The sequence below is a fragment of the Chryseomicrobium imtechense genome (assembly GCF_041475995.1).
In the GTDB taxonomy this organism is placed as follows: domain Bacteria; phylum Bacillota; class Bacilli; order Bacillales_A; family Planococcaceae; genus Chryseomicrobium; species Chryseomicrobium aureum.
Genome location: NZ_JBGOBM010000012.1, coordinates 1 through 26,170, shown reverse-complemented (window position 1 = coordinate 26,170; position 26,170 = coordinate 1). Strand labels below are relative to the sequence as shown.

Below are 26,170 nucleotides of genomic sequence, written 5' to 3'. Positions count from 1 at the left end.
ATCCTTTCTTTTTTACTAGTATACTTGAAATATGAAAGTGGGGAAATGAAATGACAGCCAATTATAAAATACTCGGTGTGATTGTCATGTCGATCACTCTTTTTTTATTGTTGTTCGGTGTAGGTGTGATTTTAGATCAAGAACTTGCAACTTCCAATATCGTAACGATTATTGCGTATGGACTAGCTGCAGGTCTGTTCTCGGGTGCACTTGCATTTTTAGGTCTAAAAGTCGGATTTATTGTCTTCGTAGTAGGTCTCGCTATCGGATTTATTGAAATGTTCCGTAGCTTCTTATTTACGCAAGGTGAATTTGGAGAACTCGCAGGATTGCTTTCCCTGTTTATTTTTACTGCTCTAGGATTAGTTCTTGGTGTAATCATCGAAGGAATCCGATATTTACTTAAGAAAAAATCGCCCACACAATGATGTGTGAGCGATTTTTTTAATGGCCACCAAGATACGCTTTTCGAATTTCTTCGGAAGACTGTAATTCCTGGGCAGAGCCAGACAATACAACTTTACCTGTTTCTATTACATACCCTCGGTGTGCAATCGATAGAGCCATATGTGCATTTTGTTCCACTAAAAGTACAGTCGTTCCTTGAACGTTAATGTCTTTAATGACTTCAAAGATTGTCTTTACCATTAAAGGGGCAAGTCCCATCGAAGGCTCATCCAATAGTAGTAACTTTGGCTTCGCCATGATGGCGCGACCCATAGCAAGCATCTGTTGCTCTCCCCCAGACAAGGTCCCGGACATCTGTTTGCGCCGTTCAAGAAGGCGTGGAAACGTATCATATACCTTTTTCATATCTTCCGCAATCGCTTTTTTATCTTTGCGAAGAAATGCGCCCAGTTCAAGATTTTCTTCTACAGTCAAATTTGCAAATACGCGTCGTCCTTCTGGAACATGTGAGATGCCGGATTTTACAATTCCTTGTGCCGCTTTACCAGCAATCGAATTTCCAAGGAAAGTGATTCCTCCACTCTTAGGCTTCAGTAGACCAGATAAAGTTTTTAAAAGTGTACTCTTTCCTGCCCCGTTTGCACCGATAAGGGATACAATTTCACCTTCATTTACTGTAACAGAGACATCTTTCAAAGCTTGAATATTCCCATAGTACACATCGATGTTTTTCACTTCGAGCATTGTCATTCTGTTACCTCCTCACCCAAATACGCTTCAATAACTTTCGGATCGTTACGAATCACTTCTGGCGGACCTTCTGCTAGAAGTTGACCGTGATCTAATACATAAATGCGTTCACAGACACCCATTACGAGATTCATATCATGCTCGATTAATAAAATTGTTAAATCGAACTTTTGACGAATAAATGCGATGAGTTCCATTAAGTCGTGTGTTTCTTGAGGATTCATTCCCGCTGCTGGCTCATCGAGAAGTAAAAGTTTTGGATTAGCAGCTAGTGCACGTGCAATTTCCAAACGGCGCTGCTGGCCATATGGTAGATTTTTCGCAAGCTCATCTTTGTATTTTTCCAAACGGAATATTTTTAGAAATTCAATCGCATCTTCTTCCATCTTACGTTCCCCAGCAAAATGGGATGGTAAACGGAGAATGGATGCAAGCATCGTATGCTTTGCGAGTGCATGATATGCCACTTTCACATTGTCTAAAACCGTCATATCTCGGAATAAGCGAATATTTTGGAATGTGCGACTGATTCCTGACTGCGTCACTTTATAAGGGGCAAGTCCGTTGATGCGCTTGCCCTGGAAGAACACATCACCCTCAGTCGGAACATAAACACCCGTTAATAAGTTAAAACTTGTCGTCTTCCCCGCACCATTGGGTCCAATCAGACCGACTAGTTCTCCTGGATAGAGGGAAATGTTAAGATTTTGAACGGCTTTTAGTCCACCAAATTGGATGCCCGCTTGTTTGACTTCAAGTAGTGGTGTCTTTTCCATTGCCTTTCCCTCCTTTTGATGTCCAGCCCCGGAAATAATCCGTGATTTCTTTAGTGCCCATCAATCCTTGTGGGCGGTATAGCATGACAATTATCAGTACCAAACTATAAATGATCATACGTGTTTCTGGGTACCCTTGAAGGAATGTTGAAACAAGTGTTAAGAAGATGGCCGAGATGATTGCGCCTGATAAACTACCAAGCCCACCTAGTACTACTAAAATCAAAATATCTACAGACTTTAAGAACCCGAATTGTGAAGGCAATACGATGTAGAAGTTATGTGCGAACAATGCTCCAGCAACTCCTGCAAAGAACGACCCGATAACAAATGCCGCTACTTTATAGTACGTCGTATTGATACCCATCGCATCGGAAGCAATCTCATCTTCCCGAATAGACAATGCAGCGATTCCATGACGTGAACGTGTAAAGTTTACTATTACTAAAATAGTAATCAACATAAAGAAGAATGTGTATGTCCAGTCTGTCATTTTACTCACTTGCATTCCAGCTGCTCCGCCGACATAATCGATATTCAGGAAAATGATCCGAATAATTTCAGCGAATCCAAGCGTTGCAATTGCAAGATAATCCCCGCGTAAACGAAGACTTGGAATCCCTACAATTAAACCCGCAAGAGCTGCTACTAGACCTCCGACAACAATCGCCACTATAAAAGGCAAATCAAACTTCATCGTCACAATTGCTGATAAATAGGCACCGACTGCCATGAAACCTGCGTGGCCAATCGAGAACTGGCCAGTAATTCCAATAACAAGATGCAAACTTACAGCAAGAATGATATTAATCGAAATGAAAATCAATGTGTTTGTATAATACGTATTTAACATGCCAGCCATGATGAGACCTTGAACAATACCGTAAAAGACAAGAGCTCCAATTAGTAGTGGCCAAAACGCACGTGAATGTTTTTTCATTTTGTCCACCTACACTTTCTCTCTTGAATTTTTTCCGAAGATCCCTGATGGGCGGAAAATTAAAATTAAAATTAGAATAATAAAAGCAGCTGCATCTCGCCACAATGAAAGCCCGATGGCACTTACAAATGTTTCGACTAAACCTAATATTAATCCACCGACCATCGCCCCAGGAATAATTCCAATACCACCTAGAACAGCCGCTACGAAAGCTTTAAGTCCTGGAATCACACCCATTAAAGGATCGATTTTTGTATAATACAAACCGAAGATAACACCTGCAGCTCCTGCAAGCGCAGAGCCGATTGCGAAAGTTGCTGAAATGGTATTGTCAACATTGATTCCCATTAATTTCGCGGCTTCCGTGTCGTGAGAGACTGCACGCATTGCTTTTCCTGTCTTTGTTTTATGAACAATAAACTGAAGAAGCATCATAAGCACTACAGAAACCGACAGAATCAGCAGTGCTTTTACATCGATTGTTGCCCCAAAAACTGAAATCGACTGGCGACCAAAAACATCTGGATAGGCTTCAGGTTGCGCTCCTCGAATATAAATAAATCCATACTCGATTAATAGTGATACCCCAATTGCTGTAATAAGTGCAGCGATACGAGTTGCATTACGCAAACGTTTGTAAGCAATACGCTCGATCAATACTCCGATCAATGCCGTAACAGCCATTGAAAAAATCAATGCGACAAAGAAGTTTAATTGAAAGACAGTAATTGCATAAAAACCGATAAACGCACCTAACATGAATACGTCACCATGTGCAAAGTTAATTAATTTGATAATTCCATATACCATTGTGTATCCAAGTGCAATTAGTGCATAGATACTACCAACGGAAATACCATTTAAAATCTGCTGGATAATTTCCATAGCATAACCCCCTCTGATGTTGAGCCAAAAGAAAAAGGAGGGAAATCGTTCTCCCCCCTAATAACGCACCCCTTAAGGGTTAACTTTCGTATTAAAGACTTGAACTCCGTCAACGAACTCTAAGATCGTAGCTGATTTAACTGGATGGTGGTTTTCGTCAACTGAGTAAGCGCCTGTTACAAGCTCTAATGCTTCAGTAGAAGCAAGTGCATCTTTAATTTTCTCTCCATCAAGTTCACCTGCACGCTCAATTGCATCCTTTAATAGATACACAGTGTCATACCCAAGAGCGTTAAATGAGTTTGGAAGCTTTCCATATTTCTCTTCGAATTTATCTGCGAATTCTTTTGCTTTTCCATCTGGATCTTCAGCAGAGTAGTGATTGATGATGAACGTATTGTTCAGTGCTTCTGCACCAGCAAGTTCAACGATTGTTGGAGAATCCCAACCATCAGCACCCATCAATGGTACATCGATGCCAAGTTCACGTGCTTGTTTAACAATTAGACCTACTTCTTCGTAATACCCTGGGATAAATACGAATTCAGCATCTGCTGAAGCTAGGCGAGTTAATGTTGAGCGGAAGTCTGTATCTTTTGCTACATACGATTCTTGTGCAACGATCGTACCACCAGCTGCTTCAAAATCTTCAATGAATGATGCCGCTAGACCTTTAGCATAGTCAGAAGAGTTATCTGCATATACAGCTGCCGTTTTAACGCCAAGTTCATTCGCTGCAAAGTTTGCTGCTACTGTTCCTTGGAAAGGATCAATGAATGATGTACGGAAAGCATATTCATTCACGGAGCCATCTTCAGCTACAGTAACTGTTGGGCTAGTACCAGATGGTGTAATAAGTGGTGTTTCAGAGTCAGCAGCCACTTGTACTTGAGCAACAGTATTACCTGAAGTTGCAGCACCAATGATTGCTAGTACATTATCTTGATCAGTCAACTTAATTGCAGCGTTTGTTGCCTCAGCTGCATCTGATTTATTATCTACCTTCGTAAGTTCAATTTCTTTTCCGTCGATTCCGCCATCGGCATTGATTTCTTCAATTGCCATTTCAATCCCTTCAAGTTCTGAAGATCCATAAGAAGCTACAGGACCTGACAACTCAAGGTTTGCTCCAATTTTAATCGTATCGCCATCACCTGACGAGCCGCCTTCTGAGTCACCACAGGCTGCCAGTGTTGCAAGTACCATCGTTGAAGCTAAGAACAAGGAAGCAAATTTCGATTTTTTCATTTCATGACCCCCATTTAATTTTGATAGTTAAATTGTTTATCTATTTATACAATTCAAAACTGTCTTACTTGTTTGAACAACTTCATTGTAATAGATGCTTTTTCATTCGTCTACATAAATTTTTCTTTTTTATTAGAAAATTTAATGAATATATCAGTATACATAAATAAAAGCACGAGGTTTTATATAGCCTCGCGCTTTGGTACTACTCTTTTTATAAAGAATGATAAGACTAATGCGACAATAGTTACAATCGCTGCAATAAAAAATGAAAATGTAATTCCTTCAAGCATCCCCACCCGGGTCAGTTCTTCCATAACAGCTTGTTGAGCACCCTCATCAACTGGAAATTCCCCACTCTGTCGTTGTATCGCAATTTCATTTGAAATCCACTTAGACATACGAGCGTTCATGATGGTTAAGAAGATGGCCGACCCTATTGCTCCTGATACTTGCTGCAGTGTATTGTTCATCGCTGTACCATGTGGATATAAAACAGCGTCGAGTTGATTCAGTCCGTTTGTCATAACCGGCATCATAATCATGGAAAACCCAAACATCCGCATTGTATAAAGAAACATAATAGATGCATAACTAGTATCTAGTGTCAGTCCACTTAAAGCAAAGGTGGTGATAGCTGAGATCGAAAGACCACTGATTGCTAACCACTTAGCGCCGAATGCATCAAAAAGGCGACCCGTAATAGGGGACATCACTGCCATAACTAGTGCACCGGGCAACATCAACAAACCAGAATCTAAAGGACTGAATCCTCGTATCGTCTGCACGTAAAGGGGGGTTAAAATCATTCCAGAGAACATCGCTGCTGATAAGACGATGGATATTGCGGATGCTAGAGCAAACATTGGATATTTATAAATTCTAAATTCCAATAAAGGCTCAGGCAATCGAAGTTGTCGAAGAATAAACCAAACGAGTCCGATTGTTCCTAAACCTAATGTTGCTACTACGATCCACGACGTCCACCCTTCATCTCCAGCTACACTAAATCCATATAATAACCCTCCAAACCCAACACTCGATAATACAAGAGAAAATTTATCAAGTGTCACTTCACGCTGAGGGGTTATGTTCTTCAATTTAAAGATGGCAAGTACTAATGGAATCAAAGCAAATGGTAATATTACTGCAAACAATACACGCCAACTGTAGTTTTCAACTATAAATCCAGATAGTGTCGGGCCAATTGCAGGTGCCATAATCATTACAAGACCAAATATACCCATCGCTGTCCCTCTGCGTTCAATCGGAAATGCAATCAACATGACATTCATTAAAAGAGGCATCATGATTGCTGACCCACAGGCTTGAATCATTCGACCTGCAACTAGGATCCAAAATCCAGGTGCAATCCACGCAATTAATGTACCCAATGAAAACAAGCTCATCGCTGTAATGAATAGCGTTTTATTTTTAAATTTTTGTATGAAGTAGGCAGACGCAGGAATCAAAATCCCATTCACGAGCATATATCCTGTCGTCAACCACTGGACTTGGGACGGAGTAACATCAAATTCAATCATGATTGTCGGAAGCGCGACATTAAGAAGTGTATTATTCAAAAAAGCAACAAATGCTCCAATGAATAAGATGGCAATCATTCCGTACGGAGGTTTTTTCATAGGGGTTCCTTCTTTCTAAAATTCCATCTGTCCATCGTACACTAAAGTAGTTAGCTTTTCAAACTATTTGTATATCGAAATATTTATCAATAAACTAGTCTGCTGAGTTATCAGCAGACCCCTGTATCAATTATTCATGTTTTCTCTTTGCTTCATTCATAAAGTAATTTTGAGCATGAATGACTTCATCAGACTTTTTATAAGTGTAAACACCTTCTGCGTTTTGAATTCTAGCTTTTACTGTGTCTTTTAACTCGATGTCTACTATCGAGAGAATTCTCTTCTTTATGGACGGTGACAAAATGGGGAAAAGGATTTCTACTCGTTTGATCATGTTACGCGTCATCATATCAGCAGAAGATAAAAACAACTTCGATGCACCGTTTCGATGGAAGTAATAAATGCGGGAATGCTCCAAAAATCTTCCTACAATACTTGTAACTGTAATCGTGTCACTAATTCCCTTAATTCCAGGGCGTAAACAGCAAATCCCTCTCACTACAAGGTCAATTTTCACTCCAGCTTGTGACGCAACATACAACTTTTCAATAAGATCTTTGTCCGTTAGAGAATTCATTTTGAGCTTAATATGTCCATTTCCAAATGTTTTTTGAAACTCAATTTCTTCATCGATCAATTCCACAAAACGATCTTTGATTTCAAATGGCGAGACGACTAGTTTCTGGTAATCCGGTCTATCCATATAGCCACTCAAATAATTAAAAAACTTTGTAGCATCGGCCCCTATCTTTTTATTTGTCGTAATAATACTCATATCAGTGTATATTTTTGCCGTCTGATCATTATAGTTTCCAGTTCCTAGATGAACGAATTGCTCAATCTTTCCTTGTTTTTGACGAATGATCAAAGTGATTTTTGAGTGTGTTTTTAAATTATGCATACCATAAATAACAAGGCAACCTGCTTTTTCAAGCTCTTTTGCCCAAATCACATTATTTTCTTCATCAAACCGAGCTTTTAACTCAACAAGCACTGTCACTTGTTTCCCATTTTCTGCAGCGCGTTTTAAAGCTTTAATAATTGGTGAGTTCCCACTGACACGATACAGCGTTTGTTTTATCGCGAGCACATATGGATCATCTGCTGCTTTTTCAATGAAATCGACAATGGATTGGAATGATTCATACGGGTGAAAAAAGAATAGATCTTGACTTTGCGCTTTGACAAATACATCTTCTTCCCGGCGAAGATCTTGTGGTTGTTGTGGCATAAAGACGGGATAACTAAGCGCAGGGTAGCTCTGTTCAAAATAGTTTGTAAATGAAAATAAGAATGTGACATCAAGAGGTCCATCTATTTTATACACATCACCTTCAGTTATTTCCAGCTCATCCAATAAATAATGCAGTACTTTTTGCTTGATTTCACTTACTTTTACTTCAAGACGGCTAACTGCTCCCCATTTCCGTTTCTTTAATTCTTTTTCAATTTCAATCAGAAGGTCTCGAGCTCCTTCTTCGTGTATCGTTAAATCGGCATTCCTAGTAATACGGAACGGATTTGCATGTTTCACTGTGTAGCCAGTGAACAGTTTTGATAAGTTTCCGATGATGACATCTTCTAATAAGACGATTGTGTGATTATCTTTTTGTGTTTCCACTACAATAAAACGCTTTAAAACAGAGGGCACTTGAACAATCGCAATTTTCAATGCGTCTTCTTCATCCCCATCTTCAATCATCGCTAAAATATTCATCGTTTTACTTAGTAGTATAGGAAAAGGTCGGTAGGCATCTACAGCTACTGGTGTGATAACCGGGTAAATTTCTTCATCAAACTGTAAGTCCACTACTCTTTTTTGCTCTGAGCTTAGCTTACTATAGCTGACTAAATGAAGCCCTTCTTTTGGAAGTTCAGTCTCCATCAGTTCACGGTACACTTTCATCTGTCTTGCTACGAGAAGTTGCGTCTTTTTCGCAATTGCGTCCAGTTGTTCTTGAGGTGTAAGACCAGACTTTGCTTCTTTATTTGTGAAGCCAACACGCACTTGATCCTGTAATCCTGCTACGCGTACCATAAAAAATTCATCTAAATTTGAACTGAAGATAGCAAGAAATTTTAACCGCTCGAATAGAGGGTTTTTTGGATCCTCCGCTTCTTCTAACACACGCTCGTTGAAGGCAAGCCAACTGAGTTCTCGATTATTAAAATGTTCATACAAGAATTGGGTCATGCATGTTCCTCCGTTTCAAAACGCAGTTTGACATTTCGATTGATCAGCTTTTCAATATGTTTTTTCATTTTCTCTGCTTGATAGGACTCCAGTATCGTTGAACCATGTGTTTGAAATGTTAACTGAATATCTTCCCCCGCCGCTTCAAGTTCTGCATCATGGACACTTGAATGTTTAGTCGTTTGAAGGGCATGTACAAAGCGCAGGAGTGCACCAGCTTCTCTACATTCTTCTATTTCTTGCATAGTTAAAATGCCTTGATACGGTTGAATATACTGTTGAAAAGTTTGCTTGTTTTTATAGGAAGCAAGAAGTGCCAACTTTACTTTTTGTTTATTTGTAAACCCGTCTAGTGTACTATTCGTTAACAAATAGAACGTATGCTGACTAGCCGACTCTAAATCAACCTGCTTTCCGAAGTGGAACAGTTGGTAGGCATAGGTTAGCATTTCAGGATCATCCGACCACTCTTGAATCCAGCCCCCTTCTGCAAATTGATTGTGTAGTTTGTGAAAGGTGTCAATCAGCGCTGTATCTTCCGATGGTTGGATCGCAAATTTTCCGTGAACATGGCGAATTGCACTAGATGCGACTTCATCCACAAAAAAAGTATGTTCATTATTTGATTCAAGCTGCTCAATAATGATTCCTTCACGTAAACCTTTACGACTGTGCATGAAAGTTGAGGTTGCTGCATGGGAAAGTAATGTCTCGAAAGTGATAATTGCGCCATCAATAACATCCGCTCGGTCTGAAGAGAGACCATCAAGCTTTTTACGTTCTGAAAATGAGATTTTTTTCAACAGATAATCTATAGAACGTAAATCTTCTACCGTCATTTCATATTGATGCGTTCCGGATAAGGGATAATTTTTTCGATTTTGATCGATTTGGACAATGTTTCGCGCACTTCCTCCAATTGAAATGACCGGAAGTCCTTTTCCTTCTTCTGCAATCCAAGGTTGTTCTTTCAACTGATTTTCTACAAACGACTTAATTGCTTTTCGCTCTTGTAATGTAGGGAGGTCTCCAGAAATGAATTTTCGTTTTAAAGTGACGACACCGAACGGAAAACTATAAGAATAGATGAGTTGTTTATTACGGTAAAGAGTAACTTCCGTACTACCGCCCCCCATATCTACTGTCAATGCATCCTTACAATTTGTCGTCAATACAACCGCTAGATACCCATAATACGCTTCTTGTTTAGTGGATAATACGTCAATGCGTAGCCCTGTTTCTTGGAATACTCTTTCTAAAATCTCCTGTTGATTAGACGCTTGCCGAATGGCTGCCGTAGCTGCAACAACAGGCTTTGTGATAGAGAGGTCATTTAAGAACGATATGAAATTTTGAAGCGTCTCGATTAGTCGTTGAATTCCTTCATCGTGTAAAACATCGCTGTCATCTAAATAGCCACTTAGTCGAGCGACTGTTTTTATATTGTGGTGTTCTTCTAAGCCTTTTTCGTATGAATAACTGTAGACTACTAATCGAATGGAGTTTGATCCGATATCAATAATTGCGCGTAATGATTCCATGTCGTCACCTGCCGTTTCTTTTTATTATACCGGACGATTGAACATAAGGTTTTATTTTTCAGAAAATTTACCTGAAATTCATGTGGATGCGATACAATGAAAAAAAGGGAGGGGTCTTGTGAAAAAGTATTCGAAGAAAGAGAAAAGCTGGGTCATGTATGATTGGGCGTCTTCTGCCTACACACTCATCATTACAACAGCCATATTCCCGATTTATTTCAAAGAATCCGCAACAGCTGCCGGCATCGCTGGAGCCGATTCTACAGCTTATTTAGGTTATACAATCGCTATTTTTACAACTATCCTAGCTTTACTTGGACCCATTATGGGAACAGTCGCAGACTATGAAGGACTCAAAAAGAAATTTTTCGGTGTGTTCTTCTCTATCGGTGTCATTTTCACACTTGCATTAGCACTTGTTCCGTTTGAAAATTGGTTAATGCTTCTCGTTGTCTATACATTTGCAGCTTTAGGTGCTACCGGATCAAACGTCTTTTACGATAGTTTTATCGTCGATGTGACCAGTGATGAACGGATGGCCAAGGTATCTGCTCGAGGTTACGGGATGGGTTACATCGGGAGTTTGTTCCCATTTATTATCGCAATGGGTATAATCGTTGCCAGTCAAAACGGACTATTACCCTTAGCTGCGGATACTGCGAGTAAAATTGCATTTGTTATTACAGCTGCTTGGTGGATCGTGTTTTCCATTCCGATTTTTAGAAATGTGAAACAGGTTCATTTTGTACCACGTGAACCGAATCCGGTGAGTCAAAGCTTCAAGCGGTTATTTACAACATTTAAAGAAATTCGCAAATACCGCGCTGTGTTTTTGTTTTTACTGGCCTATTTCTTTTATATTGATGGCGTTGGAACAATTATCGCGATGTCGACAGCATACGGAACAGACCTTGGACTCGATTCAACGTCTTTATTAGGGATTTTATTTCTTACGCAAGTGATCGCTGCACCGTTTGCTTTCTTGTACGGTTTTTTAGCTGGTAAATTTGGTGAGAAAAATATGCTATATGTAGGGATTTTTGTATATATAATTGTTTGTACGTATGCGTATTTTATGAATTCTGTTACAGACTTCTTTATTCTCGCTATGCTTGTCGGTACATCTCAAGGTGGCATTCAAGCACTTTCCCGCTCGTACTTCGGGAAATTGGTACCAAAACAAAATTCAAATGAATTTTTCGGTTTCTACAATATTTTTGGACGATTTGCTGCAATCCTCGGCCCATTATTAGTTGGGGTAACTGCGCAAGTTACGGGGAATTCCTCAATGGGTGTGTTCAGTTTGATTGTATTATTTATTATCGGATTCATTATTTTGCGTTTCGTACCGGAACCAGGGCACCATGCACCGCCGGTTGTTGTGAAAGAATAATTAGCCATACAAAAAAGGAGTTTCTCGTAACATGAGAAACTCCTTTTTTCTTGTTGTGTAGGAAGCGTTCTGCATCTATGCATAGAGCATAACATACCTCTCAATGTTCGCTACATACTGTGAAGATTGACTCACATAATCCCTCTCTTTCACTTTATCCTATTCTTAACCTTTCGAAATGTGACACGAAATGACCAATTTGATGTACACTAATTGATGAGGTGATACGGTGAAAAAATTGGTCATTACAGGATATAGAGGGAATGAGCTCGGTATTTTCGACTCGAAACATCCTGGTATCACAATTATCAAAACGGCCCTCGAGGATCGCTTACGCTTGTATGTAGAAGAAGGTTTAGAATGGGTACTGATTTCAGGTCAGCAAGGGGTTGAAATCTGGGCTGCGGAAGTCGTTTTATCTTTAAAGCGAGAAGGTCTCCCGGTTAAATTGTCCATCACACCACCTTTTGCCGATTTTACTGCACGACTAAAACCTGAAAAACAAGCAGAATTCCAGAAACTCCGAATTGAAGCTGATTTTTATCAACCGCTCACAAGTGGTGGTTATCAGGGACCTTGGCAATTTCAAGAACGCGATAAATTTCTCGTCCGAAACAGTGAAGGTACTTTACTTGTATACGATGATGAACAGCCCGCTAGCCCTAAATTTTTCTTGAAATTGGTTCAAGATTATAAAGAACGACAACCTGCTTATTTTATTGAACAACTCACATCCTATGATTTAAATGAAACAGCCGAACAACTAAAATGGAAAGAAGGCGAAAGCTATGGCTATTGAACAAGATTTATTTACAAAAGAAAATGACGAGTATATTCGCTCACTATCTGAGTCAGATTTGGCAGGACCACTATCTCTAGTAAAAGATCAAATCGAAAATTACATCTATGTAGCAAAACCAACATATGATGAATTAAAGATAGAAGGTTTTGTAGTAGAACTTGATGATATTTTCCGATTTTATAATTTGCTCGTTGGTATTTATGTGCCAAAAGCAAAGATGAAGGCTATAGAAGAAGTACTTCTTTCGAAATGGACAAATCCAGAGTTTAAATTTGCATTCACATTTGATGCAAACGAAGGAGTAGCCGAACTCAATCTACCTTTAGAGTACGTCGAAGGTTTTCGAGACGACTTTACTGTGGCGGAAACAATTGATTTTGTAGAAGAGCTGCTTACAACTATTCAAAAAAATAGCGCATAAAAAAGCCTTCGAAGCATACTACTTGCATTTGTGTAAAAACCAGCCCAACTTTAGCAGTCTCGCTAGAGTTGGACTGGTTTCTTTTTATTTCATACGTTTTAAATTAACGAACTATCTTACAGGAATGGAATACTCACGAAGATGCGCTTTAATTTCCGGAATCGTGTAATGCCCGTAATGTATCATGGAAGCAACAAGTGCTGCATCTGCATTCGCTTCTATAAACACCTCTGAAATATGTTCAAGCTTGCCAGCCCCACCTGACGCAATAATTGGAATCGATACCTTCTCCGAAAGAAGTCGAATCAACTCTACATCATACCCTGTCTTCATTCCATCTTTATGGATACTTGTGCAGATAATCTCACCGGCTCCACGGTCTGCCGCTTCTTGCGCCCACTCCACTACATCACGCCCAGAATTTTCATGTCCTGAATGCGTGTACACTTCCCAACGTTCAATGGAGCCATCTTCTCGCATGATCGGCATTGCATCCAGACCGAGCACAACACACTGCTTTCCAAAAATTGCGGCAGCCTCATTCAAAAGCTCTGGTCGTTGGACGGCAGCTGAATTCACACCTACTTTATCTGCTCCTGCTCTAAGCAATAAACGGAAGTCATCAATTGTGCGCACACCTCCGATAACCGAGAATGGAATATACACTTCTTCTGCCACGCGACGAATCCACTCATATTTGAGTTCTTGGTTTTTCAAAGATGCTGTCGTATCTAAATAGATAAGTTCGTCTGCACCATCTTCCGCATATTTACGACCAAGTTCAGCTGGATCGCCAATAATAGTTGGATTCCGGAACTGAACGTATTTTACTGCTTTGTCATCTAATACATCGATTGCTGGTACGATTCGTTTTTTTAACATGATGTCACCTTCTTTTTTGCATAGCGACAGAAATTATCGAGCAGCTTCAAACCTGCTTCGCCACTTTTTTCTGGGTGGAATTGAACACCCATGACATAGTCATTCCCGATAGCAGACGCAAATTCATCACCGTAGTCAGTTAATCCGATAATATCGACTGATGAAGTCGGAGCTGCAAAATAGGAGTGAACAAAATAAAAGTCGGATGCTTCTGGAAGATCTTTCAGCAGAAAATGCTGTTTTGCATCTTTTACTGCATTCCATCCCATGTGAGGGACTTTCAATTTAGTGTCATCAAAGTAAGGTACCGTACCTTTTAAGAGACCGAGCCCTTGTGTATTGCCCTCATCGCTTTTCTCGAGCAGTAGCTGCATCCCAAGACATATTCCAAGTAGCGGAGTCCCTTCTTCTACTTTTCGTTGAATATAAGGAATTAATCCACGTTCTTCAAGTTGAATCATCGCTTGTTCCGCGTGACCCACACCCGGAAGAATCAACTGATCAATTTCTTCTGTGCATGTACCGTCCTCGATTCGTATGGACGGATATCCTAGCTTTTTAATTGCTTTTTCTACGCTGTGCATATTGCCAGCACCATAATCTAGTATGCCAATCATCGTACTCGCCTCCTGCTTTTTATTATGCCACCTCCTTGTCAAAATAGAAAGAAAAAACTTTAACTCACTAGCAGGAGAAAGTTATTAATCGAAAAAAACCCGCCTTTTAGACGGGTTGAACGGAATAAATATATTGATTTACTTTTTGTGCTGCTTCTTTTCCTTCACGGATTGCCCAGACGACTAAACTTTGACCGCGACGTGCGTCTCCAGCAGTAAATACACCCGGAATATTTGTTGCATAATCCACTTTCGAAGCGCTAATACGGTTTCGTGACATTGAAAGATCTGTGCCTTCTGCCACTTCTGGATCGATTCCTTCAAATCCAATCGCTACAAATACGATATCTGCCGGCCATTCTTTTTCGGTACCAGGAAGCTCTCGGAAATAATGGAAGCCGTCTTCTCCAACAACCTTCTCCATTTGCACAGTGCGTAGAGCTGTTACTTGTCCATTTGCACCTTTGACGATTTCTTTCGTCTGAATCAAGTATTCGCGAGGATCTTGCCCTTTCACTGCCTGTGCTTCTTCATAAGCGTAGTCCATTTTAAAAATAGTTGGATCAGACGGCCACATGTGCATTTCATCGCGTGCATCTGGCAAACGTGGATGTTTTCCAAATTGAACGACAGATTTGCAATTTTGACGAACAGCAGTTGCTACACAATCTGCTCCAGTGTCTCCCCCACCAATTACGAGTACGTGTTTTCCTTTGACATTTATCTCAGCTTTATGACCATCTAGTAGATTCTTCGTGGTGCTTGTTAAATACGTCATAGCCGGAACAATTCCTGTTGCATCATCTCCTGGAAGATGCAACACGCGTTGACGCTGCGCACCTACACATAAGATCACAGCATCAAATTCTTCACGTAAATCATGAAGTGTACGATCTACTCCGATTTCCGTGTTGACGATGAATTGCACACCTTCTTCTGACAACAGTTGCACGCGGCGTGTCACCACATCTTTATCAAGTTTCATCGAAGGAATTCCGTACATCAACAAACCGCCCGGACGATTATCTCGTTCAAACACTGTCACGGTATGTCCATCTTGATTTAAGTCATCGGCTGCTGTAAGTCCGGCTGGTCCTGAACCGACAATGGCAATTTTTTTACCCGTTCGATTTGAAGGAACTCGTGGAGTGATCCACCCTTCTTCGAACCCTTTATCAATAATGCTACGTTCAATGCTTTTAATTGCAACAGCTGGCTCAGAAATCGCCAGTGTACAAGAACTTTCGCAAGGTGCCGGACATACACGACCCGTAAATTCTGGGAAGTTATTGGTCATTAAGAGACGATCTAGTGCATCTTTCCACTGTCCCTTATACACCAAGTCGTTCCATTCCGGAATCACGTTTTGAATCGGACATCCTGCTGCCACACCACGTATCTCAATACCCATGTGACAGAAGGGCGTGCCACAGTCCATACATCGTGCACCTTGCGCTTTCATTTGTTCGTCCGTAAACCGCTCACCGTATTCTCCAAAGTGCCGCACCCGTTTTTTTGGAGGCTCTTCAAATGGCTTATCACGTTTGATTTCTAAAAATCCTGTAGGTTTTCCCATCTGTTTTCCTCCTTATCAAACGACTGTTGCGCCATAAAAGGCCTGCAAAGCCGCATTTTCTTTGTCTATGCCTTGTTGTTCTAAGTCGACAATGCGTTGCTTCATCTTCGCATACTCTACTGGCTCTACTTTTATAAATTGATATTTCAGGGCATCCCAGTTGGCAAGTATTTCACCAGCTTTTGTACTTTTTGTATAGTAGAAGTGATCCATAATCAGTTTTCGAACCTCATGATATTCTTCGTCTTCTTCAATTCGTACGAGTTGAATCATCTCATGATTGCTGAGCGTTTGAATATCCTTGTCTTGATCCAATAGTAAGTAGGCAGTTCCTCCCGACATTCCAGCACCGAAGTTCTTGCCGACATTTCCAAGTACGACTACTTTTCCACCTGTCATATACTCACACCCGTGATCTCCGATTCCTTCTACTACAATTGTAGCTCCAGAGTTTCGAACGGCAAAACGCTCACCTGCACGACCGTTCAAGTATGCCTCTCCAGAAGTTGCTCCATAAAATGTAACATTCCCGGCAATCATGTCACGCTCTTTCTCATTTTTGGCTCTTGATTCAAGGATCAGTTTCCCGCCAGATAGCCCTTTTCCAAGATAATCATTTGCATCCCCGAGAAGTTTGATAGTCATACCCTTTGGAGTGTAGGCGCCTAAACTCTGTCCAGCATGTCCTGTCAAACTGATTTCCACTGTATCATCTGGTAAACCTAGCTCTCCATATTGTTTTGTGATCTCATGACCGATGATTGTGCCGACGACGCGGTCTGTATTTTTAATTCGTGCCGATATACGGACGGACTGACCTTGTTCGATAGCTGCTTCCACTTGCGGCAACAGTTCTCGTAAGTCAAGTGATTCTTCAAGTCGATGATTTTGCTCACGTTGTTTTGTTCGTGGCCCATCTATTCGGTGAAGCAGTGCCGTGAGGTCTAATTGCCCTGCTTTCCAGTGCGATGATGCGCGCTGTGAGACATGTAAGGCATCCGTGCGACCCACTAGCTCTTCTACTGTGCGGAAGCCAAGTTTCGCCATCCACTCACGCATTTCTTCTGCTACAAACAACATGTAGTTCACGACATGATCTGCAGCACCTGTAAATTTGTCACGGAGCTTTGGATTTTGTGTGGCGATTCCGACAGGACAAGTATCTAAGTGACACGCCCGCATCATGACACAGCCCATGACAATGAGCGGAGCTGTTGCAAACGCATATTCTTCAGCACCTAAAAGAGCGGCAAGTAGCACATCTTTTCCAGTCATTAGTTTGCCGTCTGTCTCGAGCGTCACACGATCACGCAGCCCATTTAGCATAAGCGTTTGATGGGCTTCTGCTAAACCGAGTTCCCACGGCAGACCCGCATGGGTAATGCTTGTCTTCGGCGAAGCACCCGTCCCTCCGTCATAACCGGAGATTACAATGACATCCGCTGCTCCTTTTGCCACACCTGCTGCAATCGTACCTACTCCACCTTTTGAGACGAGTTTGACACTAATGCGTGCATGACGGTTTGCATTTTTCAAGTCATGAATCAGTTGTGCCATATCTTCGATTGAATAGATATCGTGATGCGGAGGTGGTGAAATCAATCCAACACCAGGTGTTGATCCTCGGACGTCCGCAACCCACGGATAGACTTTATTCCCTGGGAGTTGGCCACCTTCTCCAGGTTTCGCACCTTGTGCCATTTTAATCTGTAATTCATCTGCTTGAGAAAGATAAATCGCTTTGACGCCAAAACGCCCTGATGCAATTTGCTTGATGGCACTGCGACGGAAATCACCGTTGTCATCCCGTTTGTAGCGAGAAGGGTGTTCCCCACCTTCTCCACTATTGCTTTTCCCTCCAAGACGGTTCATGGCGATAGCGAGCGTTTCGTGCGCTTCTTTTGATAATGAACCAAACGACATCGCACCTGTCTTAAATCGTTTCACGATTTCACTTGCGGGTTCTACTTCTTCAAGTGGAATAGGTGCCAAGTCTGACTTTATGTCAAACAGATTTCGTAAAAAGCCCATGCGCTCCTCATTTGCCATTTCTGCATATTGGCGATAAAGTCCACTATCATTTTGACGTGTCGCCCATTGCAATGTATGGATAGTTTTCGGGCGGAAAGCATGGTGCTCACCATTTGCTCGCCACTGGAATTGACTTCCGGAATCGAGTGGTTTAGCAGCAAAACTCACGGCAGCTTCTACACGTTTTTCCATTTCCAGCTGAATCGTATCCAAATTAATACCACCGAGTTGTGATTTAGTACCCGTGAAATAGGTATGAATGACATCATGGCCAATTCCTACTGCTTCGAAAATTTGCGCTCCGCGGTAACTTTGAATTGTTGAGATTCCCATCTTCGCCATAACTTTCACAACACCATCTGTAAATCCTTTTACTACGGATGTGACTGCTTCTGTGTAAGTTTTTTGTAGATGACCTTCTTCGATAGCTTGATGTAGTGTCGCATATACGAGATACGGGTAGATTGCATCTGCGCCATACCCAATCAGCGCAGCAATATGATGCACTTCTTTTACTTCCGCCGATTCAATGATTAGAGAAACTTGTGTCCGAAGTCCTTTCCGCACCAAATGATGATGTATACCACTGGATGCTAAGAGAATCGGAACCACTTTTTGTCCTTTTTGTAATGAGCGATCCGATAAGACAAGTAAACTGACACCGGAGAGAATCGCTTGTTCTACTTCCTCACATAACTGATCTAGCTTATCTTTCAACTTCCCATCGAAAGCCACATCTACAGTTTTGGATTTCATCACCGGATGATTGTAGAGTTGGTTCAACTCACTTGCCTTCAAAATTGGAGTTTTAATAAAAATGCGTTTTGCATGCGAAGCTTGTGGATTTAATAAATCCCCTTCCGCACCTAAATAACTTATTGTTGACGTAACCAGTTTTTCACGAATCGAATCGATTGGCGGGTTTGTGACTTGTGCAAACAGCTGTTTGAAGTAGTTGTATAAAAGCTGTGGACGATCGGACAATACAGCAAGAGGCGTGTCGTTGCCCATTGAGCCAATCGGGTCCTTTCCTTCCGCTGCAAGTGGTAGTAAATATTTATGAATATCTTCAAACGTATATTGGTTTAACTGTTGTTTGTAGTGTAAATCATCACTATTTTCTACAAGTTCATGCATGGATTCAAGCACTTCAAGGTTTTCAATCCATTCGCTGTAAGGCTCAGCAGTCGCAATCGTTTGTTTCAATTCTTCGTCTCCGATAATTCGTCCTTGTTCTAAATCAACAAGCAACATCTTTCCAGGACTTAGGCGTTCTTTTGAAAGAATCATGTCCTCTTCTACATCGACAACACCAACTTCAGATGAATAGATGATGCGGTCATCTTTTGTCACGTAATACCGAGCTGGTCGAAGTCCATTCCGGTCTAACACTGCACCAATTTGTTTGCCATCTGTAAAACAAATCGCAGTCGGTCCATCCCACGGTTCCATGAATGTAGAATGATACGTATAAAATGCTTCTTTTTCTGGCGTCATATGTGGATTTTCTTCACTCCACGGTTCAGGAATCATCATCATCGCTGCATGTGCGGGTGTGCGTCCTGCAAGTACCAAAAACTCAAACGCATTATCAAGCATTGACGAATCACTACCTGTCTCGTCCACAATCGGTAGAATTTCAGAAATATCCTCACCAAAAAGTTCTGAGACAAATTGTTTTTCACGCGCTTTCATCCAGTTCACATTGCCTTGCAATGTATTGATTTCTCCATTGTGAACAAGGTAGCGATTTGGATGTGCTCGTTTCCAGCTAGGGAAAGTATTTGTGCTGTAACGCGAATGAACAAGACTATAGGCAGATACGAAACGTGGATCTTTTAAATCTACATAAAACTCGCTAACCTCTTTCGGTGTGAGAAGTCCTTTGAAGACAATCGTCTCACTCGAGAAAGAGGGAATGTACACTTCGTATCCTTCTTGTAGTAACCAATGTTCGAATTTCTTTCGGATGACATAAAGGGCACGTTCAAATGCCAAACGTTGCTGTGACGCTCCATTCTTTTTTACAAAAAGTTGTTTGATGATTGGCATCGAGTGGGTTGCTGCTTCAGATAAGCCTTCTGCATTCAATGGAACATCTCTCCATGAGAGAAAATCTATAGTTTTAGAATCATTTACAAGTTCTTCTAATTTCGACTTTGCTACGTCTTCAACGGCTGCTTCATTTGGTAAAAACACCATTGCTACTGCATAATCCCCTCGAGTTGGTAATGGAAAGTCGAGTACTTGCCGGAATAGAGCATCTGGTAGTTGCACCATGATTCCTGCACCATCTCCAGTTTTATGATCACTCCCACGACCTGCACGATGGTCAAGTCTATGGAGCATTTCAAGACCATCCATCACAATGTCATGGCTGGCGATTCCTTTTATATTTGCATAGAGTCCGATCCCACATGCATCATGTTCATCTTTCGGATTGTAAAGACCTTGTTTTTGTGGGTATTGATGAAATGTCATTGTTCATCCCTCCATGTCATTGATGTGTAAGAATAGTGTAAGTTTTCAAACTGATATAAACAATATATAATTACTATCATATCCATATCAATTTGAGATAGGAGTGTCGATAAACCTTGGAACTACGCCAACTCATCTACTTTCAAGAAGTAGCAAAACGGGAGCATATTTCAGAAGCCGCTCTTCAGTTGCATGTTGCTCAATCTGCCATTAGCAGGCAAATCGCTAATTTAGAGAAAGAACTTGGTGTTCAGTTATTCGACCGAATTGGTCGCAATGTAAAGCTGACATCGATTGGTAGAGATTTCTTAAAACATACAGAACGAGCCCTTGCTGAAATTAATTATGGCTTGGAGGAAATCGGGAACTATTTAGATCCTGAGAAAGGGACAATTCGAATAGGTTTTCCTAGTAGTTTTGCGACGCAACTTTTACCAAGTGTTATTACTGCTTTTCGAAAAGAACATCCGGATGTCGAGTTTCAACTTAGACAAGGTAAGTATCACTTTTTAATAGATGCTGTGAAGGAACGATCGATTAATCTATCATTCATAGGTCCACTTCCAGCAGGTGAGCCTGATCTTGAAACAACAGAATTATTTACAGAGTCGTTTTCACTTGTTGTCCCGCTTCAACATCGCTTAGCTAGTCAACGTTCTGTCCATTTAAGTGAGTTAAAAAAAGAGCCTTTCATCGTCTTTCCAGAAGAGTTTGTGCTGCACAAGACTGTCATACAGGCATGTCAATCGGTTGGTTTCGTGCCACAGGTCAGTTCAATCGGTGAGGATTTAGATGCTATCAAGGGGCTAGTTGCAGCCGGACTAGGCATTTCAATTTTGCCAGATAGCACATTGCCGGATGGCTCTTTACGATTAATTAAAAAAATCCAAATTAACACACCAACACTCAGTCGTTCAGTTGGCTTGATCACACCTGCTACTCGAATTCTCACACCGTCCGAGAAAGTGTTCATTGAATTCTCGAAAGACTTTTTTAAACGAATGAACCAATATTTATAATTTCACGTTCACTTCATCGCGTCGGTGTGTTAAACTAATGCAATATTCAAAAAAAGGTGTGATGAAATGATTGAAGTACAAGACAAGCAAACCGTGAAAGTTGAATCAATTCTTCAGGCATTTCATCAATTGAAGGATGTCGTGGTACATACCCCTCTTCAACGAAACGATGTACTGAGCAGACGCTACAATGCGGAAATTTATTTAAAGCGAGAAGACCTTCAGCATGTGCGCTCTTTTAAATTGAGAGGTGCCTATTACAAAATCATTTCTATAGAAGAAAAGGCGAGACAAAATAGTGTTGTTTGCGCTAGTGCCGGAAACCACGCACAAGGTGTAGCGTATGCTTGTTCAGAACTGAAGATTTTCGGAACCATCTTTATGCCAAAGACGACACCAAAACAAAAAGTGAATCAAGTCCGTATGTTTGGTGGCGAGTTTGTTGAGATTCGTCTAGAAGGGGATACTTTCGATGATTCAGCTGCATCCGCTCTCGCATATTGTGACGAGAAGAAAGCAGAGTTTATTCATCCATTCGATGATTATGAAATCATCGCAGGGCAAGGAACAGTTGGTGTCGAGATTTTAAACGATGCAGAAACACCAGTGGATGTCATTGTTGCAAGTATTGGTGGCGGTGGACTTATTTCAGGTGTTGCGAGTTATTTTAAAGGGGTTTCTCCTGCTACAAAAATTATCGGCGTTGAACCCAGCGGTGCAGCAAGTATGGCCACAGCTTTTGAGAAAGGTAGACCCATTGCGTTAGAGTCTATCGATAAGTTTGTAGACGGTGCTGCCGTTAAATGTGCGGGTGCCTTTACTTATTCAATAGCGTCTCAGACCGTGGATCAGATTATTGCCGTCGATGAAGGAAAAGTCTGTACGACGATTTTGGAAATGTACAATCAACATGCGATTGTTGTAGAGCCTGCAGGTGCACTTCCGATTGCTGCACTCGACACGTTAAAAGAGGATATACAAGGGAAACAAGTTGTGGCCATTATCAGTGGAGGAAACAATGATATCTCTAGGATGCAAGAAATCAAGGAAAAGTCTTTATTATATGAAGGCTATCTCCATTATTTCTTAGTAAAGTTCCCTCAACGTGCGGGCGCTTTGCGTCAATTTTTACATGACGTGCTCGGTCCTGAAGATGATATTACGACGTTTGAATACACGAAGAAAAATAACAAAGAGAGCGGCCCAGCATTAGTCGGAATCGAGTTACATGACCCAGCAGATTATCCCGCGCTAGTAGAGAGGTTTGAGTCGAATGGGTTTGATTACAAGGTTGTGAACACGGACTCTTTATTATTTGAGTTATTGGTTTAATGAAACAGCAAGTTGAGCTCCATTCCGCTCAACTTGCTATCTGCGCTTCCCTGGGAAAATAAAATAGGCTCATAAAAAGCAGCCTCCGCTCATTTTGAGTGGAGGCTGCTTCTATGCTTCGAGTAACATACGATCAGACAAGGCCTGGCTACCTTTGATCTGCTTGAACTCATTCAACAAATCTTGCACCGTCAAAGACTTTTTGCGCTCCTCATCCGCTTCAAAAATAATCGAACCTTGATCCATCATCACTAGTCGATTCCCAAGATCGATTGCTTGTTGCATATTATGCGTTACCATCAATGTTGTCAGTCCCTTTTGGTCAACTAATTGTTTCGTCAGTTGGGTGATCAACTCGGCACGAGCTGGGTCAAGAGCAGCCGTATGCTCGTCTAAGAGTAGAATCGAAGGGTTGGTAAATGTGGCCATAAGAAGTGACAAAGCTTGCCGTTCTCCCCCCGATAACATGCCTACTTTTGTAGTCAGGCGATTTTCAAGATTCAAATGAAGTGCTTCAAGCTCCGACTTAAAAAACTCACGGCGGTGCTTTGTCGCTGCGAATCGAAACCTACGTTTTGTATTGCGTGAATAGGCAATTGCTAAGTTTTCTTCAATTGTCAGAGTCGGTGACGTTCCCGCCATCGGGTCTTGAAACACTCGTCCAATCCACTTTGCACGTTTATGTTCAGGCAGGTGTTCGACATTTTGGTTATCGAGTAGTACATCTCCTTGCTCACTTGGCAATGTCCCCGAAATACAGTTGAGTAAAGTCGATTTTCCTGCCCCATTACTTCCAATAATCGTTACAAAATCTTTATCTTGAAGGGTCAAATCAATCGAACGGAGCGCAATCTTCTCATCATGACTGCCTTCGTTGAAGCGTTTCTGTAAGTTATGAATGGTTAGCAAGTTCGACACCTCCCCTTTTCTCTACTTGTTGCTTACGCAATGCCTGTTTTTTAAGTTTCGATAACTTTGTCGGTAAAACTAAAGCCAATACAACAATTAAAGCTGTTAGCAGTTTCATATCCCCTGTATCTAAAAATTCGATACGTAGGGCAAATGCTAATACAAGACGGTAGATTACAGCACCTACAATAACAGCGAGTGTAATGCGCACAATAGATTTTGTTCCAAAAAGCGCTTCCCCGATAATAACAGATGCTAATCCAATTACAATCATTCCGATACCCATTCCAACATCTGCAAACTTCCCGTATTGGGCGATAAGAGCACCTGAAAGTGCCACTAAACCATTCGAAATCGCAAGACCGATGATTGTCAGACGATCTGTATTTCCTGAAAAGCTTCGAATCATTCGCTTATTATCTCCAGTCGCGCGCAAAGCAAGACCCACTTCCGTTTTTAAAAAGAGGTCCAATGCAATTTTTACGACTGCGACAACAACAAGTGCACCAACTACAATAGCATAGTATGTTGGGATACCAAATGATTCGATGAACGAGATGTACTTGGTAATTAATGTTTCAGATTGTAGTAGTGGAATATTTGGTCGCCCGACGGAATTTTCAACAGTGAGCCCCATAATGCGTAAATTGATTGAATACAAGGCAATCATCATCAAAATACCTGACAGCAGAGGGTTGATGCCCCCTTTTGTATGCAAGAGCCCTGTTCCTATCCCAGCAATAAATCCTGCTGCTAGTGCCGCTATAGTGGCAAGCAGTGGCGAGTAGCCAAGTACAATCATCATAGCAGCAGTAGAAGCCCCCGTAACAAAGCTTCCGTCTACCGTAAGATCAGGAAAATCAAGCACCCGGAATGTCAAATAGACGCCGAGTGCCATTATCCCATAAATCAATCCTTGTTCCACTGCTCCTGTTAGTGCTCCTAGCATAGGTATTCCCCTTTTCTATTCAACGATTTCAGCATTCCAGCTCTCATCTATAGCGATACCTAGTGTATCTGCTGCATCTCTATTGACAACAAATTTTACGTTTTGTGGATATTGAACTGGTAGATCTGCAGGTGTTTTCTCACCTGATAAAATTTGAGCAGCCATCTCACCCGCTTCATAGCCGATATCAAAGTAATCAAATCCGTAAGCACCAAGTCCTCCACGGGCTACAGAATCAAATTCCCCTACCATTACCGGTAATTGGTTGTCGTTTGCCACAGAGATGACGGATTCTAAGGCAGATACAACTGTATTATCTGTAATGATGTAAAGTGCATCGACTTTACCAATCAATGACTCTGTTGCTTGCTTGACCTCAGCTGAAGTCGCTACCGAGGCTTCTGCAATTTCAATTCCGATTTTAGCTGCTTCTTCTTTTACTCGATCCACTTGGGCGCGAGAGTTTTGCTCACCTGAGTTAAAGACCATTCCAACAGATGTTGCATTCAAATTATCTTTCAAAAATTTCATTGTACTTGGAATCGCTTCTGGTTGTGTATCGACCGTACCTGTTACGTTTCCACCCGGTGATTCCATCGACTGCACAAGTTCTGCACTAACTGCATCAGTTACAGAGGTAAATACAATTGGAATCTCAGAGGTAGCACTTGCGACAGCTTGTGCGCTAGGTGTAGAGTTTGCAAAAATCAAATCTACTTCTGCACTCACTAAGTTCGTCGCAATGGTAGTATTTGCACTCGTATCATTTTGTGCATTTTCAATTTGGTAATTTGCATCGATTCCAGCATCCTCAATTGCTTTTTGGAAGCCTTCAAATGCTGCATTTAAGGAAGGGTGCTCCACAATTTGTGTAACACCGATTGTGACTTGATCTTCTGCCCCTTCTGCTTGCTGTGATGCGTCACCACATGCAGCAAGTAATAGAGTAGATGATAGTGCAAGTAGTCCGAGTGATTTTTTCCAGTTCATTTAATTTCCTCCTTAACTTTAGTGCGTTGAAGCGACGAAGTATTATAAAGCTATAGTACGTTGGTTTTGTATGAAAGTCAATCGAATTTTCAGAAATAATACAAATAAAAAAATCAGCAGAGATAATATCTCTGCTTAGATTGTAGACAAAAGGATTCGAAATCTACCCGATTTCGAATCCTTTTTATTTTTTTTTGCTATTTTTCCACTGAAATATCGTGAGCAAACTGGTTGTAGTGCTCGTATTTCCTATATTGTTAGGCCATCTGTGGACCTTTCTAGGTACATGTAGCCAGCTTCTTCAGTTTCATGGCAGCAAAAGTAAGCATCGCCTGCATGGACAATTTTTTTATCCCTCGAAGGGTCGTCCAACGCATACCATG

22 protein-coding genes are annotated in these 26,170 nt (G+C 41.2%); 6 read left to right on the top strand and 16 right to left on the bottom strand.

Going from position 1 to position 26,170, the window contains the following annotated elements:
* Nucleotides 1-50: 50 nt before the first annotated feature.
* On the top strand, nt 51-428 hold the full coding sequence (locus AB5N96_RS11050; RefSeq protein WP_204589215.1) for a hypothetical protein: 378 nt from the start codon (nt 51-53) through the stop codon (nt 426-428).
* A 16-nt stretch (nt 429-444) separates the two neighbouring features.
* Here the strand turns inward: AB5N96_RS11050 and AB5N96_RS11045 are convergent, their stop codons facing one another.
* The 8 genes from AB5N96_RS11045 to AB5N96_RS11010 all read right to left on the bottom strand — a co-directional run bounded on the left by AB5N96_RS11045 (nt 445) and on the right by AB5N96_RS11010 (nt 10,385).
* Complete coding sequence (locus AB5N96_RS11045) at nt 445-1,152, bottom strand: ABC transporter ATP-binding protein (protein ID WP_204589378.1); 708 nt, start codon at nt 1,150-1,152, stop codon at nt 445-447.
* A 2-nt stretch (nt 1,153-1,154) separates the two neighbouring features.
* Nucleotides 1,155-1,934, bottom strand: coding sequence for an ABC transporter ATP-binding protein (locus AB5N96_RS11040; RefSeq protein ID WP_204589214.1), 780 nt, complete (start codon nt 1,932-1,934; stop codon nt 1,155-1,157).
* The gene (locus AB5N96_RS11035; protein WP_204589213.1) at nt 1,912-2,874 is read right to left on the bottom strand and encodes a branched-chain amino acid ABC transporter permease; all 963 of its coding nucleotides are present in this window, start codon (nt 2,872-2,874) and stop codon (nt 1,912-1,914) included. The genes AB5N96_RS11040 and AB5N96_RS11035 overlap by 23 nt, the downstream gene beginning before the upstream one ends.
* 9 nt (nt 2,875-2,883) lie before the next feature.
* The gene (locus tag AB5N96_RS11030) at nt 2,884-3,759 is read right to left on the bottom strand and encodes a branched-chain amino acid ABC transporter permease (RefSeq protein ID WP_204589212.1); all 876 of its coding nucleotides are present in this window, start codon (nt 3,757-3,759) and stop codon (nt 2,884-2,886) included.
* A gap of 72 nt (nt 3,760-3,831) precedes the next feature.
* Complete coding sequence (locus AB5N96_RS11025) at nt 3,832-5,007, bottom strand: ABC transporter substrate-binding protein (RefSeq protein ID WP_204589211.1); 1,176 nt, start codon at nt 5,005-5,007, stop codon at nt 3,832-3,834.
* 182 nt (nt 5,008-5,189) lie between these two features.
* Nucleotides 5,190-6,650, bottom strand: coding sequence for a DHA2 family efflux MFS transporter permease subunit (locus tag AB5N96_RS11020; protein ID WP_499705521.1), 1,461 nt, complete (start codon nt 6,648-6,650; stop codon nt 5,190-5,192).
* Between the two features lie 130 nt (nt 6,651-6,780).
* Nucleotides 6,781-8,844: an RNA degradosome polyphosphate kinase gene (locus tag AB5N96_RS11015; protein WP_204589209.1), complete on the bottom strand. Its 2,064-nt coding sequence runs from the start codon at nt 8,842-8,844 to the stop codon at nt 6,781-6,783.
* Entirely contained in the window at nt 8,841-10,385 is a 1,545-nt protein-coding gene (locus AB5N96_RS11010) for a Ppx/GppA phosphatase family protein (RefSeq protein WP_499705520.1), read from the bottom strand. The genes AB5N96_RS11015 and AB5N96_RS11010 overlap by 4 nt, the downstream gene beginning before the upstream one ends.
* 118 nt (nt 10,386-10,503) lie before the next feature.
* Here AB5N96_RS11010 and AB5N96_RS11005 point away from each other — a divergent pair, with 118 nt between their 5' ends.
* The 3 genes from AB5N96_RS11005 to AB5N96_RS10995 all read left to right on the top strand — a co-directional run bounded on the left by AB5N96_RS11005 (nt 10,504) and on the right by AB5N96_RS10995 (nt 13,001).
* Entirely contained in the window at nt 10,504-11,778 is a 1,275-nt protein-coding gene (locus AB5N96_RS11005) for an MFS transporter (protein WP_204589207.1), read from the top strand.
* A 229-nt stretch (nt 11,779-12,007) separates the two neighbouring features.
* Complete coding sequence (locus AB5N96_RS11000) at nt 12,008-12,577, top strand: SLOG family protein (protein ID WP_499705519.1); 570 nt, start codon at nt 12,008-12,010, stop codon at nt 12,575-12,577.
* Entirely contained in the window at nt 12,567-13,001 is a 435-nt protein-coding gene (locus AB5N96_RS10995; RefSeq protein ID WP_204589205.1) for a hypothetical protein, read from the top strand. The genes AB5N96_RS11000 and AB5N96_RS10995 overlap by 11 nt, the downstream gene beginning before the upstream one ends.
* A 111-nt stretch (nt 13,002-13,112) precedes the next feature.
* Here the strand turns inward: AB5N96_RS10995 and hisF are convergent, their stop codons facing one another.
* The 4 genes from hisF to gltB all read right to left on the bottom strand — a co-directional run bounded on the left by hisF (nt 13,113) and on the right by gltB (nt 20,588).
* Entirely contained in the window at nt 13,113-13,883 is a 771-nt protein-coding gene (hisF, locus tag AB5N96_RS10990; RefSeq protein WP_204589204.1) for an imidazole glycerol phosphate synthase subunit HisF, read from the bottom strand.
* Nucleotides 13,877-14,500 carry an imidazole glycerol phosphate synthase subunit HisH gene (gene hisH / locus AB5N96_RS10985; RefSeq protein WP_499705518.1) on the bottom strand — a complete coding sequence of 208 codons (624 nt, stop codon included), beginning with the start codon at nt 14,498-14,500 and terminating at the stop codon, nt 13,877-13,879. Before hisH ends, hisF begins: the two co-directional genes overlap by 7 nt.
* Before the next feature lie 106 nt (nt 14,501-14,606).
* Nucleotides 14,607-16,076, bottom strand: coding sequence for a glutamate synthase subunit beta (locus AB5N96_RS10980; protein ID WP_204589202.1), 1,470 nt, complete (start codon nt 16,074-16,076; stop codon nt 14,607-14,609).
* A 15-nt stretch (nt 16,077-16,091) separates the two neighbouring features.
* Nucleotides 16,092-20,588, bottom strand: a complete 4,497-nt coding sequence (gltB, locus tag AB5N96_RS10975; protein WP_499705517.1) for a glutamate synthase large subunit — start codon at nt 20,586-20,588, stop codon at nt 16,092-16,094.
* Between the two features lie 116 nt (nt 20,589-20,704).
* On the opposite strand from gltB, the gene gltC reads away from it, so the two are divergent.
* On the top strand, nt 20,705-21,607 hold the full coding sequence (gene gltC / locus AB5N96_RS10970) for a glutamate biosynthesis transcriptional regulator GltC (protein WP_499705516.1): 903 nt from the start codon (nt 20,705-20,707) through the stop codon (nt 21,605-21,607).
* A 66-nt stretch (nt 21,608-21,673) separates the two neighbouring features.
* A complete protein-coding gene (gene ilvA / locus AB5N96_RS10965) occupies nt 21,674-22,939 on the top strand; it encodes a threonine ammonia-lyase IlvA (protein ID WP_499705515.1) in 1,266 nt (421 codons plus the stop codon).
* A gap of 111 nt (nt 22,940-23,050) precedes the next feature.
* On the opposite strand, the gene AB5N96_RS10960 is transcribed toward ilvA, so the two are convergent.
* The 4 genes from AB5N96_RS10960 to AB5N96_RS10945 all read right to left on the bottom strand — a co-directional run.
* A complete protein-coding gene (locus tag AB5N96_RS10960) occupies nt 23,051-23,848 on the bottom strand; it encodes an ABC transporter ATP-binding protein (RefSeq protein ID WP_499705514.1) in 798 nt (265 codons plus the stop codon).
* Complete coding sequence (locus AB5N96_RS10955) at nt 23,832-24,797, bottom strand: ABC transporter permease (protein WP_499705513.1); 966 nt, start codon at nt 24,795-24,797, stop codon at nt 23,832-23,834. Before AB5N96_RS10955 ends, AB5N96_RS10960 begins: the two co-directional genes overlap by 17 nt.
* Before the next feature lie 15 nt (nt 24,798-24,812).
* Nucleotides 24,813-25,787 (bottom strand): ABC transporter substrate-binding protein, encoded by a 975-nt coding sequence (locus AB5N96_RS10950; RefSeq protein WP_499705512.1) that lies wholly within the window; start codon nt 25,785-25,787, stop codon nt 24,813-24,815.
* A gap of 278 nt (nt 25,788-26,065) precedes the next feature.
* The coding region (locus tag AB5N96_RS10945) for a transposase (RefSeq protein ID WP_499705538.1) at nt 26,066-26,170 on the bottom strand (105 nt) is incomplete at its 5' end.

What these genes read in the sequence shown, in the direction of transcription:
- AB5N96_RS11050 (WP_204589215.1), top strand. Translation starts at nt 51, where the DNA reads ATGACAGCCAATTATAAAATACTCGGTGTGATTGTCATGTCGATCACT.
- AB5N96_RS11045 (WP_204589378.1), bottom strand. Translation starts at nt 1,152, where the DNA reads ATGCTCGAAGTGAAAAACATCGATGTGTACTATGGGAATATTCAAGCT.
- AB5N96_RS11040 (WP_204589214.1), bottom strand. Translation starts at nt 1,934, where the DNA reads ATGGAAAAGACACCACTACTTGAAGTCAAACAAGCGGGCATCCAATTT.
- AB5N96_RS11035 (WP_204589213.1), bottom strand. Translation starts at nt 2,874, where the DNA reads ATGAAAAAACATTCACGTGCGTTTTGGCCACTACTAATTGGAGCTCTT.
- AB5N96_RS11030 (WP_204589212.1), bottom strand. Translation starts at nt 3,759, where the DNA reads ATGGAAATTATCCAGCAGATTTTAAATGGTATTTCCGTTGGTAGTATC.
- AB5N96_RS11025 (WP_204589211.1), bottom strand. Translation starts at nt 5,007, where the DNA reads ATGAAAAAATCGAAATTTGCTTCCTTGTTCTTAGCTTCAACGATGGTA.
- AB5N96_RS11020 (WP_499705521.1), bottom strand. Translation starts at nt 6,650, where the DNA reads ATGAAAAAACCTCCGTACGGAATGATTGCCATCTTATTCATTGGAGCA.
- AB5N96_RS11015 (WP_204589209.1), bottom strand. Translation starts at nt 8,844, where the DNA reads ATGACCCAATTCTTGTATGAACATTTTAATAATCGAGAACTCAGTTGG.
- AB5N96_RS11010 (WP_499705520.1), bottom strand. Translation starts at nt 10,385, where the DNA reads ATGGAATCATTACGCGCAATTATTGATATCGGATCAAACTCCATTCGA.
- AB5N96_RS10995 (WP_204589205.1), top strand. Translation starts at nt 12,567, where the DNA reads ATGGCTATTGAACAAGATTTATTTACAAAAGAAAATGACGAGTATATT.
- hisF (WP_204589204.1), bottom strand. Translation starts at nt 13,883, where the DNA reads ATGTTAAAAAAACGAATCGTACCAGCAATCGATGTATTAGATGACAAA.
- hisH (WP_499705518.1), bottom strand. Translation starts at nt 14,500, where the DNA reads ATGATTGGCATACTAGATTATGGTGCTGGCAATATGCACAGCGTAGAA.
- AB5N96_RS10980 (WP_204589202.1), bottom strand. Translation starts at nt 16,076, where the DNA reads ATGGGAAAACCTACAGGATTTTTAGAAATCAAACGTGATAAGCCATTT.
- gltB (WP_499705517.1), bottom strand. Translation starts at nt 20,588, where the DNA reads ATGACATTTCATCAATACCCACAAAAACAAGGTCTTTACAATCCGAAA.
- ilvA (WP_499705515.1), top strand. Translation starts at nt 21,674, where the DNA reads ATGATTGAAGTACAAGACAAGCAAACCGTGAAAGTTGAATCAATTCTT.
- AB5N96_RS10955 (WP_499705513.1), bottom strand. Translation starts at nt 24,797, where the DNA reads ATGCTAGGAGCACTAACAGGAGCAGTGGAACAAGGATTGATTTATGGG.
- AB5N96_RS10950 (WP_499705512.1), bottom strand. Translation starts at nt 25,787, where the DNA reads ATGAACTGGAAAAAATCACTCGGACTACTTGCACTATCATCTACTCTA.